This is a genomic window from Ensifer soli, from assembly GCF_041928815.1.
GTDB lineage: Bacteria > Pseudomonadota > Alphaproteobacteria > Rhizobiales > Rhizobiaceae > JBHFEI01.
Window position 1 is genome coordinate 46,659 of the sequence record NZ_JBHFEI010000020.1, and the last position, 11,159, is coordinate 57,817.

11 protein-coding genes and 3 pseudogenes are annotated in these 11,159 nt (G+C 61.4%); 7 read left to right on the plus strand and 7 right to left on the minus strand.

Annotated features, from left to right (window positions below):
* The first annotated feature begins 9 nt into the window (after nucleotides 1-9).
* Nucleotides 10-482, plus strand: a pseudogene (locus tag ACEVQ6_RS21215) (SRPBCC family protein).
* Nucleotides 483-552: 70 nt separating this feature from the next.
* Nucleotides 553-1,221 (plus strand): NAD(P)-dependent oxidoreductase, encoded by a 669-nt coding sequence (locus tag ACEVQ6_RS21220; protein WP_374891041.1) that lies wholly within the window; start codon nucleotides 553-555, stop codon nucleotides 1,219-1,221.
* Nucleotides 1,222-1,508: 287 nt separating this feature from the next.
* On the opposite strand, the gene ACEVQ6_RS21225 is transcribed toward ACEVQ6_RS21220, so the two are convergent.
* From ACEVQ6_RS21225 to ACEVQ6_RS21235, 3 genes are all read right to left on the minus strand, one after another.
* On the minus strand, nucleotides 1,509-2,093 hold the full coding sequence (locus ACEVQ6_RS21225) for a hypothetical protein (RefSeq protein WP_374891042.1): 585 nt from the start codon (nucleotides 2,091-2,093) through the stop codon (nucleotides 1,509-1,511).
* A 540-nt stretch (nucleotides 2,094-2,633) separates the two neighbouring features.
* Complete coding sequence (locus ACEVQ6_RS21230) at nucleotides 2,634-3,089, minus strand: cupin domain-containing protein (protein WP_374891043.1); 456 nt, start codon at nucleotides 3,087-3,089, stop codon at nucleotides 2,634-2,636.
* Nucleotides 3,086-3,721, minus strand: a complete 636-nt coding sequence (locus tag ACEVQ6_RS21235) for a TetR/AcrR family transcriptional regulator (protein ID WP_374891044.1) — start codon at nucleotides 3,719-3,721, stop codon at nucleotides 3,086-3,088. Before ACEVQ6_RS21235 ends, ACEVQ6_RS21230 begins: the two co-directional genes overlap by 4 nt.
* Nucleotides 3,722-4,052: 331 nt before the next feature.
* On the opposite strand from ACEVQ6_RS21235, the gene ACEVQ6_RS21240 reads away from it, so the two are divergent.
* Complete coding sequence (locus ACEVQ6_RS21240) at nucleotides 4,053-4,286, plus strand: ABC transporter substrate-binding protein (RefSeq protein ID WP_374891053.1); 234 nt, start codon at nucleotides 4,053-4,055, stop codon at nucleotides 4,284-4,286.
* Here ACEVQ6_RS21240 and ACEVQ6_RS21245 read toward each other — a convergent pair.
* From ACEVQ6_RS21245 to ACEVQ6_RS21255, 3 genes and pseudogenes are all read right to left on the minus strand, one after another.
* Nucleotides 4,272-4,541, minus strand: a pseudogene (locus tag ACEVQ6_RS21245) (PHP domain-containing protein); the annotation flags it as partial. The gene ACEVQ6_RS21240 and the pseudogene ACEVQ6_RS21245 sit on opposite strands and share 15 nt — an antisense overlap.
* Nucleotides 4,538-6,052, minus strand: a complete 1,515-nt coding sequence (locus ACEVQ6_RS21250) for a Y-family DNA polymerase (RefSeq protein WP_374891045.1) — start codon at nucleotides 6,050-6,052, stop codon at nucleotides 4,538-4,540. The gene ACEVQ6_RS21250 and the pseudogene ACEVQ6_RS21245, both read right to left, overlap by 4 nt.
* Nucleotides 5,970-6,727, minus strand: a pseudogene (locus tag ACEVQ6_RS21255) (ImuA family protein). Before ACEVQ6_RS21255 ends, ACEVQ6_RS21250 begins: the two are co-directional and overlap by 83 nt.
* Nucleotides 6,728-7,303: 576 nt before the next feature.
* Between ACEVQ6_RS21255 and ACEVQ6_RS21260 the strand changes: the two are divergent.
* The 3 genes from ACEVQ6_RS21260 (at nucleotide 7,304) to ACEVQ6_RS21270 (ending at nucleotide 8,644) form a co-directional block, all read left to right on the plus strand.
* The gene (locus ACEVQ6_RS21260; RefSeq protein WP_374891046.1) at nucleotides 7,304-7,774 is read left to right on the plus strand and encodes an Hsp20 family protein; all 471 of its coding nucleotides are present in this window, start codon (nucleotides 7,304-7,306) and stop codon (nucleotides 7,772-7,774) included.
* Between the two features lie 11 nt (nucleotides 7,775-7,785).
* Entirely contained in the window at nucleotides 7,786-7,926 is a 141-nt protein-coding gene (locus tag ACEVQ6_RS21265) for a hypothetical protein (RefSeq protein WP_374891047.1), read from the plus strand.
* 91 nt (nucleotides 7,927-8,017) lie between these two features.
* Nucleotides 8,018-8,644 (plus strand): hypothetical protein, encoded by a 627-nt coding sequence (locus ACEVQ6_RS21270; RefSeq protein ID WP_374891048.1) that lies wholly within the window; start codon nucleotides 8,018-8,020, stop codon nucleotides 8,642-8,644.
* A 118-nt stretch (nucleotides 8,645-8,762) separates the two neighbouring features.
* Here the strand turns inward: ACEVQ6_RS21270 and ACEVQ6_RS21275 are convergent, their stop codons facing one another.
* Nucleotides 8,763-9,653: a LysR family transcriptional regulator gene (locus ACEVQ6_RS21275; RefSeq protein ID WP_374891049.1), complete on the minus strand. Its 891-nt coding sequence runs from the start codon at nucleotides 9,651-9,653 to the stop codon at nucleotides 8,763-8,765.
* A 95-nt stretch (nucleotides 9,654-9,748) separates the two neighbouring features.
* Here ACEVQ6_RS21275 and ACEVQ6_RS21280 point away from each other — a divergent pair, with 95 nt between their 5' ends.
* Nucleotides 9,749-10,843, plus strand: coding sequence for an aldo/keto reductase (locus ACEVQ6_RS21280; protein WP_374891050.1), 1,095 nt, complete (start codon nucleotides 9,749-9,751; stop codon nucleotides 10,841-10,843).
* Nucleotides 10,844-11,159: the final 316 nt, after the last annotated feature.

Here is an 11,159-nt window from a genome sequence, read left to right on the forward strand (position 1 = left end):
ACCATCGTCATGATCTATTCGACCGCAACCGTTCCCGTAAATCCTGAAGGCGAAACCACGCTCACCCGAGAGCAGGTCTGGAAGGGCCTTGAACTGAAAGCGCGCGACGCGCGCCTGTTTTTGCCACCGGGCCTCTGCACCCGCTGCGACGTCGCCGAGGAAAGTGCGACCCATTTCGTTGTGAAGCGACGATCGCGGGCTCTGACATCAGGGAGATCATCACCCTGAAACCGCAGAGCAAGGTCACGTTCTTTCAGGCGACCGGACCCCGCGAGGGCGCCATCATCAACGAGCTCTTCGAGGATGAAGCAGGCGCGCTGCAGCTGAAATTCTACTGCTATCTCGGATTGCGCGACAAAGAGCCCGGCGGACCTGAAGAGCAGGCCGAGAAGGCGCAGTTCGACAGCGACAAGGGATACAGATCGGCCCTGCTGTCGACGCTCAAGCGGACCCGCGAACTCGTGGCAGAGGGAAGGCTCTGAATTCCACCATCATCGAAACCAATGAGGCGGCCTCATGAGGGGCGCCCTGCCTTTCACGAGGACCACTTCCATGCTCACCTCTCCAACAGAAATAAATCCAACCAACCTGCCGAAGATCCTGATCCTTGGCGCCACGGGTCCGACCGCTCGCCAAATCGTCAGACAGGCTGTCGCTCGTGGTTACGATGTTACCGCACTCGTTCGCTCGCCGGAGAAAGCCGCTGATTTGGTTGGAGCCAGGATCGTTGTCGGCGATGCCCGCGATGAAGAGGCACTGTGTCAGGCAGTAAAAGGCCGCGACACTGTCATCAGTGCGCTTGGCACACCCGCTAGTCCGTTCCGCGAGGTTACGCTCCTTTCGACTGCGACCCGGGCACTCGTCGATGCGATGAAGGCAGAGGGGGTGAAGCGCCTTGTCGCCATCACCGGTATCGCCGCCGGCGACAGCGCTGGGCACGGCGGCTTCCTGTTCGACAATCTGATCTTCCCGCTCCTCCTGCGTAAGGTCTATGCCGACAAGGACCGTCAGGAGTCCATCATCCGGAACAGCGAGCTTGCCTGGACGATCGTCCGCCCTTCCATCCTGAACAACAAGCCCGGCGGGAAGCCTGTGCGTGCGTTGACGAGCTTCGACACATTCCACGGCGGTTCGATCTCGCGAGAAGACGTTGCGACTTTTGTGCTCGATCAGTGCGACACTGACAAATGGCTTCATGAGACGCCACTCATCTCCTGGTAGACTTGGCGACGGACGTCAAACAATCAGGCACGGCCGCGCACAGCGCCGATGCATAGCTAAACTGCACAAAAATGAGGTGCGTCATGGTCAAAACGTGTGCATAGTGCCCTCAGCTGATGCAGATGGCGGCTTCCTCCCAGTTCCGCCGCAGCAGCTGTTCCCCTCTGGAGGTCCATGACCTTCATACTTTATGGGCCGCGGTTTTCCGTCGGCCCTTTTTTCTTTCCTAAAAAAGTCGCGACAGCGTCCGGGATTGGAAACGGCGGGGCCGAAGCCCCGCGATGATCCTATTCGAAAGCCGCCATCTGGGCGGTTGCGGCTTGTGTGTCGACGGATTGCGCAGGTTGCTCAACCGTGCGCTCATAAGGCTTCCAGGTTTCGCCGATGATGTCTTCGTAGGCCGAGACGACACCTTCGGCTGCCATGCGAAGCACATGGGCCTGCAGGCCCATGTCGGCTGCAAACTCGCGCTTGCGCTGCGCACGGCTGTCGAAGCCAACCGGTCCGTCGAGATCCTCGTCCCTGGTATCGTTGGAAAGCTTCGCGGTGAGATCGCGGGCCTCGGTCACCGCGCGTGAGTAGAATTGCCCGGCGCCGTAGGCGGAACCGACGAACGATCCGACGATGCGCTGCATATGGATCTGCATGGCCTTTTCGGCGAGGCCGTCCTTCAGCGCGTCTGCGCTTTCGATCAGCTGGCCGCGGTGGAGGTCGCGGATCCCGTCACTGTCGATGAGGGCGAGGCCGAAGCTTTCGGAGATGCGGTGGGCCTGGGCTGCATCTGGGCAGGCGTGCCTGACCATTTCCAGGGTGGTGGCGCGCTGGGATTTGTTGGGGCGGGTCTTCTGGGTGGAGCGGTTGAGCGTTGCCATGATCGGATCCTTTGAGCGATGTTTCAGCGAAGCCCGGGGTGCCGGTTGTCGTCCGGCTCAGCCTCTCGGGTGCGGGCAAAAGGACATGGGAATCAGCGGCCCGGCCCAAGGTCAGGGCATTGCCAGGAGGAGCGAGGAAGGTTTGCGAATGGTGCTGCCTGCCACCGGCGGGCTGCGCCGGACGCGAGCCTGCCTTGCAACGAGGCGGTGATCCTGCCGCAACGCGGCGTGGCACACGGCCTTTGACCGGGACGCGTCCATGTCAGACCGCAGCAAAACCGAGGGGCTGTGCCGGCCGAACATCTGGTTTTACGGCAGCATGATGCAACCGCAATCGAAGACTCTATCCGTGCAACGCTTCAAGGTGGGAAGCCGGAGCCGATCATCGCCGTGATCAAAGCGCCCTCAAACTCAATGCCGCCAAACGGCTGGTCGGTGTGACCCATGCTTTGACAGCCATTGCCTCGTACTAGCCGGCAGATCTTGGCGACAAGCATCCGCACCGGCACTTGGTGCCGGTGTGATCAGAGCGTCGCGGCTTCAGGCCGCGCTGGCAAGTGCCTCGATGCCATGTCTCTCCATTGCAGCGCCAATTCGCCGAAAGTCCGGGGGGCCGCCTGCTGGCTCGGCCGATCCTATATCGCGAAAGAAAGCGACCATGCTTGCCTCAAGCATGACCAGCATGCGCACCGGATTGCCGCTTTCATTGACATAGTTGTGAGGTACGCGAGACGGTATCCTCACCGATGTTCCAGGTCCAGCATGGATGACCACGGGTGGCATTTCTGAACCAAACTGCCGCACGGTTAGTTCGCCTTCCAGCACGTAAAAGAGCTCCGCTGAATCGTGTGTGTGAGGCGGTGTTCCAGATCCCGCTGGCACCTCGATGTCCAGAAGCTCGATTGACGAACCTGGGAGGTTGCCCAAAAAGCGTATCTTGTCGGCGACCACCCAACGGCAATCGGCCTTGGAGGGAGGATTTGCATCGATTGTCATCGCTTATCTCCTTTGGCTGCGATGGTTTCGTCCGCCGCAGTCTCGCCCGAGTTGATCGCGGACAGGATCAATTCGAGTGCCCAGGAAGCGGCCTCTCCGGCCTGGGTGCCGTCGAGACCGCCATAATCTTTGAGAACCTCCCAAGCGGAGGCGGAGTAGAGCAGGTGCGCAAGGGCTTCGATCTTCTGGCGTTCCGATTGCGATAATTTATCGAGGGCAGGAGCGAGGGCCGCCGAGAAGTCGCGGCGCCGGTTCGCAATAGTGCCCGCCCGCATCTCACGTCCGGTCCGCGAGTGCAGCGCGGCCCGCATGGCGGCATCATGTTCATCGAAAAGGGGAAACGCCTGACGCGGCCCGTCAGAAATATCTTCCCGGGTCACCGGTTTGATCGAGGCCCCGATGCGGGCATTGAGCCATGGCCAGAATGCCCGCAGCAGTTCTTCCTTGTTTTCGAAGTGCCTGAAGATCGTCCGACGCTGCACACCTGCTTCGGCGGCGATTGCGTCCATGCCGATGTCGTCCGGGTTCTCCACGGACTCCATCAGGGAGAACAAGGCTGAAAGTATTGCCTCCCGGGTTTCCTGGAACTGTGCCGCCCGTTTTGGGCTGTTGTAGGCGCGCGTCAGGGACAAAGCAAAATCTCCAAATTCGTGTCTCAGTATGTGTCACGAATTTGGAGCCATGTCAATTGATGTCTCGCGATGTGCCACCAATATGTGGCGGTGATCCGTGAGCGTGCGCCAACAAGGAGACCGCCAGCGAAGCAGGCGGCTCTAGCGTCGACCTAATGCTACTCGGCAGCTTCGCGGAAAGCTTCGTCCGCCCCGCCTTCGATGTCGGGGTGGTCTACAATCTCACCGCAGGCAAGCTGATCATCGAGCGTTTCGGGCGCGTCGTCGGCCCCTTCCAATTCGCCCTCGGCGCATCTGTATCGTCCGACCCACGACCGCACGTCATCAGTGGATGGCGCGAGCAGCTGGCGTCGTCGAAGGCTTCAAGCCGGTGAACTTCGACCGTCTTCCCCAATCCCTGCGTGAAAAAGATGGCCAGTGGTTTACCGTGCATACGCTTTCGGTTGCCTTCCTCGTCAATACGCAACTGGTCAAGAACGTGCCCCAGAGCTGGGCTGATCTCCTGAAACCTGAATACAAGAATGCGATCGTCTACCAGGACCCGCGTTCCACGGGTCAGCCTTGAATAGGCTAGTCGATCGGTGGGGTAGACCAGAAGCGACATGCCGTCCGAGAGATCGAGACGACAACCGACGACCAGTCTCACGCCTGTGGTCTTTGCCGCCTCCCATGCCCGCACGATCCCGGCGAGCGAGTTGCGATCGACAACGCCAAGGGCATCGATCCCGAGGGCTGCCGCGGTGGCAAACAGTTCTTCCGCCGAACTTGCTCCGCGCAGGAAGGAGAAATGCGTGGCGACCTGGAGCTCGGCATATCTCATCCGAACACCCCGTGCAGGAACCACTGATGCGATCCCGTGTCCGCGTCCACGCCGTCGCCGGCGCGATAGACCCAATATCGCTCGCCTCCCTCGTCCTCGACAACGAAGTAATCTCGCACAGCCGCGTGTTCCCTTGGCCGGATCCACCACTCTCCGAAGATCCGCTCTGGACCATCGGCGCGTCTGACGCGCCGGCGTTTGCCCCGCCAGGTAAACACGGCCGGTGGCTGGTCAGGGAGGAGCGCCGTGACGTCGATCCGTTCCGGGTTCGCCAGCAAGCGCGATGGTCGCGGCCACTTTGCGGCCCAGGTCGCGCCGGTCTCGTCGTCTGTTGGTCCGATACGCCGCATGGACCGTTCCGGGACATCGGAGGCCACCGGCGTGACACGGTAAAGGCGCTGGCCGCGATTGCCGAGAATGTCGACCAGTGGCGTGACGTCGACCACCTGCTCTGCCACAAGCGAAGAAGCGACCTGACGCTCTTCCAGAGGCTCCGCCATGATCGCTACAAGCACCATCCGTTCGATACCGAAGCCGGGATCGATCTTTTCAATCCGGTCGCAAAGCAGTTTCGACAGACGTGCGGGGTCGCGGACTGGTTTTGCCAGGCCGGCCCGGATGGACTGGCGCGTGTTGTCGACACGATGGATCACGAGGTCCGAGCGCCGGACACCCAGACCCTTTTGTTCGAGCCTTGCCGTTAGCTCGCCGACGAGGCGCCGAACATATTTTGCAATCGTTTCCGCAGCACCGATCGGCTCCTGGAAATTCCGGGCCACTTCGATCAGTTCCGGCGTTCGCAGCGGCTCGATGGGCTCGGCGACACGGCCGAACAGCTGGTCGAGACGTCTGCCGACTTCGGGACCGTATCTCAGTGTCAACGGTGCGCGCGGCATCGCGGAAAGTTCGCCGACCGTCTCGACACCCATTACCCGCAGCCCATGGATCGTGTCTGGTGGAAGACGCAGGCAGTGGATCGACAGGCCAGTCACCGCTTTCACAACGCCGCCTACCGGAACGACTGTCGTTCCAGCCGACGTCAGGCGGGTGATGGCATGCGCAGCGCCCCAGGTATCGGCGACCGCAGCACGTGCCGTCAGGCCACGCCCCCTTAATCCGTTGACCAGGCCGGAGATCAAGAGGTCCTCGCCGCCCTGCAGGTGATCGGCGCCTTCGGTGTCCATGACAATCCCGTCAACGCCATCGACGGCCACGACCGGGCTGTATTGCCGCAGCGCCCACAGCGCCAGTCTCTCCAAAGCAGCAGCGTCGGCAGCAGGATCGGCATCGATCATCGTCAGGCCGGCCACGATTGCCTGCGCCTTGCTTGCCGGCATGCCGAGCTTCAGGCCGAGTTTGCGCGCGGCCGTGTCGGCAGCCGAGATCCACCGTTTCGAGCCTGACCTCGAGATGACGACGAGCGGCTGGTCAGCTGGCACGGCTGCCTCGCCATGCCGCCTGATCCTGTCGGTGGGAAGATGAGGGAAGTAGACACACACGACCCTTGGCATCACAGGCTCCTATCTCGAACTCAGCACACTCGCCTGCCTTCACGCGCATCAATTCCGCCAGCCACCGGGCCCGGCCGACCCCTGCCACCGGCAGTTCCTGCGACGGCAGCACGCTCACCCTCCATCGTGTGGTCGAGGCCGTTGGATTGCCGAAGTCCGACGCCTCCGTCTGTCGCCGCCATCGTCGCACGACAAGCGCCATCGTCCCGGATTTCTCGGCCGCCAGCTGGAGCCGCTGCGAGGAGACCATTGGAAGCCGCACGAGCTCCCCGACCCCGGCTCCCAGTCCGCCGAATGACAAACCTTCTTCCATGGATGCCAGGACGTCCTCATCCTTGTCACCTTCGCAGAAGATCACGCGGTCCGGATGAAGACCGGCCGCGCAAGCGCCGGGAAAAAGAGGTCAGGCCGCGTCAGGCACCAGAGCACCTTGCCCTTCGAGCGCGCGGCAATTCCGGCTGCAAACAACGCTGCCGCCGCGCCATCGACCGTGCCGCCACCTCCACCAGCGATCTCGTGCAGGGCGCCATGGGAAAGACCTCCTCCCGGCAGGCAGTCGTCGATGTCGCGCACGCCGAACGGAAGGACGGCAGGTCGCCTGGCAACACCGCCCTCCAGGTGGGCGATGCGATCCCTGAGTTCCTCGATCATCCGAGGGTTATGGACACGCGACATCGTTCACGGACCTCCCTCGGCTCGCGTTGAACAGGACATCATGTCCCGCAGAATTGCCAATGTTCTTCTTTTGTTCCGGCCGAAGGAAAGAGTCAAGCTGCCCTCAGGCGGAGTAGATCGGATGCCTGTAAACTAATATGTCGAGAATCGTTCTTGGATCATGGCTTTAGCCCTTCTTGCCGCAAGCATCTGAAGCGACTCATTTTTTCAAAGTCGGGTGACACCGCGACGTTTCAGTCGCTACGGATCGCGCCGCAACTAACAAACGGAAGGGCATACCAGCCGAAGCGGGAACCGCGAAGGCAGTTCGCCTCTCGCAAGACCGGTCAAAAGGGTTGCCGCAGGAGGTTTAGCATAGCGACGGCATAAGCCGGAAACCGGGACCGACAGCCCCCGGCGCGCGAGCCCGCATCAGAAGCTTCCATGATTTCGCGCAATGGATTTTTTTATCACCCCTCTTGAAGCGCGTTTTCGTCGAAACCAGATCAAGTTCGCCAGTCGCCGACAGGGGCTGACACAACCGGGGACGCAAGTTTCCGCGTCTCCTTTCCATCTCGCTTTACGGAGGATTTGGTTATGAGGAACGATCTTGATTTTGCACCGCTCTATCGCTCCAGCGTTGGCTTCGACCGCGTGTTCAATCTTTTGAACAACGCGCAGCGCCTGCAGGCGATCGACACGTGGCCGCCCTACGACATCGTCAAGACGAGCGACAACGACTACCGGATCGAAATGGCGGTCGCAGGCTTTGGCGATTCCGATCTCGACATCACGCAGGAACGCAACGTCCTGATTGTCACAGGTCAGAAGGCCGAAGCCAAGGATGGGGAATATCTGCATCGCGGGATCGCTGGTCGCTCGTTCGAGCGTCGCTTCGAACTAGCCGATCATGTGAAGGTAGAAGATGCCTCGCTGGTAAACGGCCTTCTTCGCATTCTGCTGAAGCGCGAGATCCCGGAGGCCATGAAGCCACGCAAGATCACGATCGGCACGTCGGCCGGACAAACCGCGCCACTGCAGATAGAAGCGGAACGGCAGGTCGCCTGAGGCGTGACACCATGAAGAAACGTTCCGTCAAAAACTTCGTGGTTAAAATCCGCAAACGCCGAGGGCGCAAGCTGACAGCCCCCGATGGAAACCCTATCGCCCGTGTGCTTGAGAAGATGAAGGCGCAGGTTTCACTGCAGCCTTCGAGGTGAAGCAGCAGGGAGCGCTTCGGCGTTCCCTGTATCGTTTTGCACTAGGGTCGGGCGTATTGACCGCCATGATGTATCGCACCATCTAGGCGGCATGGCGAAACACGAGAAGAACGACATCGAGCTGATCAGGACATGGACCCTGTCGGCGGCTATTACCATGGGGTCCTCCGTGCGGGCCAAGGGCCTCCTCCAGGAGATACAGGCACGCCTTCCGGCTGTCTCCAGGAAGGCTGTGTCGCTCGAAGGTGTAGATCTTGTTCTCGCCATGCCAGCCGATGCAAGGCCCGCCTTTACCGCAGCGGCATCTGTCGTCTCCCAGGCGGTGGAAGAGGCGCCGTCACTGCCCGTCATTCCGCGCGAGATCCAGGACATCCTCGGCATGAAGGCAAGCGAGCGGCATCGCTGGCTGGCAGACGGCCGTCTTCCGAGCGCCGGGACAAGGACCGTGAGGCTCGCAGGACGCGCCCGCCAGATAACCTTCCACGTCTTCGATCCAAAGCTTGTCGAGGATCTTCTTGACCGGGGCGCCATCGACGAGTGGCGTGTCGAGGATGCTGAGGCGAAGGCGGAAAAGAGAGCGAAGGCCGCCTATCAGGCAAAGGTGACGCGACTGGCGAAGAAAAAGAAGCCAGCGAAAAAAGCAGACGAGCCCTCACAAGATCCCGCACCCGGCCTCCGGGGCTGGGAGGATTTCGATCTCGATGGACTGCTGCGATGATCAGTTGAAGCATGATGATGCCGGGAGATGACGAGGAGTTTGCCTCGCAAGGCACCCGATAGGCTTGTTCTCGAGCCGATACGGACTACCTCGGCAAAACAATTACCCCATGTAAGGCTTAGGACAGTTTGAGTGCTGCAATCAGCGCCCGCAGCGCTGGCGGTGATTGCCGCCGGCTTGGGTGATAGAGGTGAAAACCCGGAAATGCCGGGCACCAGTCGCCAAGCACCTGGATGAGCTTGCCGGACGCGATCTCGTCCGCCACTTCATGCTCCATCATGTATCCAAGCCCGGCGCCGGCGCGAACGGCGGCGGCAGGCAGGTCGCTGTCATTGGCGACGAGAGGCCCGCTGGTGTAGATCCTGAACTCCTTGCCATCCTTTTCGAACTCCCAGGGCAGCAGGCCACCAGACGTCGCCAGCCGGTAGCCAATGCAGGCATGGCGGTCGAGATCGTAGGGCGTCAGCGGCGGCGGACAGCGCTCGAAATACTCACGCGTTCCGACGACGACGGTGCGCAGGTCCGGCCCGAGCCTGACCGCGATCATATCCTTTGCCACCGCCTCCCCCAGCCGGATGCCCGCATCGAAGCCCGAGGCAACGATGTCCGTCAGCCCGTCGTCGATATTGACCTCGACGCGAATATCCGGCTGGGCCAGGAGAAATGCCGGAAGCTTTGGAAGCAGCACCACGCGCGCAGCATAGGCGAAGGTGGTGATGCGCACGGTACCCGACGGGTTGTCCCGCCATTCCCGCAGCGCCTCCAGCCCCTCTTCTATCCCCGAAAGAGCCGGACGCAGGGATTGCAGCAGCCGCTCGCCCGCCTCGGTCGGCGCGACGCTGCGGGTGGTGCGGGCAAGCAACCGGACACCTAGCCTGTCTTCCAGGCCGCGCATGGAATGGCTGAGGGCCGATGGCGACATGCCGAGCACTGCCGCCGCGCGCGTAAAGCTCCGCTCGCGGGCGACCGCCTCGAATGCCATAAGATCGTTGATGTCACCCCGTTCCATTGCTGCATGGTGCTCACAAGTTCATGCGGCGGGCAAGGGCTAATCCCAGAGGTTCAAGGGCCCTAGATCGGAGAAGACAAACACGGAGAACGCAAATGAACCTCACAAGCTACCGCACACTTGGAAAATCCGGCCTGATCGTCAGCCCGTTCGCGCTTGGCACAATGACCTTCGGCGCGGGCCGCTGGGGCGCGAGCGAGACAACCTCCCGCAACCTCTTCGACGCCTACGTGGATGCTGGCGGAAACTTCATCGATACAGCCGACATCTATTCCGGCGGCGAGAGCGAGATCATGCTCGGTCAATTCCTGACAGCGAGCGGCCGGCGCGACCGCCTCGTGGTCGCCACGAAGTCCGGCTTCTCCCGCGGCGAGGGCACGCCGCTTTGGGGCGGCAATGGCGCGAAGAACATCCGCCTGGCGATCGAGAGTTCGCTGAAGCGGCTGCAGACGGACTATATCGATATGTACTGGATCCATGTCTGGGATCGTACGACGCCGGCCGAAGAGGTCTTGCAGACGCTGACGGAGGCCGTCCGCTCCGGAAAGATCCTGCACTATGGTTTCTCCAACACGCCGGCCTGGTATGTCGCCAAGATTGCAACGCTTGCCGAGGCGCATGGCCTGCCAAAGCCGATCGGGCTGCAATATGCCTATTCGCTGATCGATCGCGGCGTTGAACTTGATCTCATTCCGGCGGGCCAGGAACTGGGTCTTGGCCTCGTGCCGTGGAGCCCGCTCGCAGCCGGCATGCTCACTGGCAAATATGGCCGCGACAAGCTTGCCGACGCCGCTCGAGCGGCGGCCATGCCGGATCGGGGAGCGGAGGTCGGCGATGAGGGCAGCAGCGGCCGCTTGAATGGTGACAATCCGTTTGGCGGCATGCTGTTTACCGAACGGAATTTCGCCGTGGTCGATGTGGTCAAGGAGATTGCCTCGGAGATCGGCCGCAAGCCGGCAGAAGTCGCGCTTAAATGGGTTGTGGAACGCCCCGGCGTATCCTCGGTGCTGATCGGTGCCAGCCGGGTGGAGCAGTTGGATGAGAACATTAGATCGCTCGACGTGGAACTGATAGCTGAGCATCTGGCCCGGCTGGAACGTGCGACCGCCATGCCGCCGATCAATCCCTATTTCATTTTCCAGCTGCCAATCAGCCAGTTGTTTGGCGGGCAGGAGGTGCGGCGCGGGTGACACGCACGGTAAATGCCGTGATTACGGTTCGGGTATTCTGTAAAAAGTGAGGCCAGCTCTTTGCAAAAGACGCAGGTCCTCAAACGACCACCAGCTTGTCTCGCGCGGGCCGAGACCCCTGCAATGGATGGCATCACCGGTCCGTGTTCCAGGGGTCTTGGCGCGCCTCCAAGACCAAGGCAGGTCTGGCTCCGGCGTGTATGTACCCACCCGGATAAACCAATCAAAGGGCGATCGAGGATCGTGTCCCAGGAGGTGGTGTAGCTTGGACAACCCCGGCTCATCCCGGAGGACCGGATGAGTGTCAGCTTGCGGC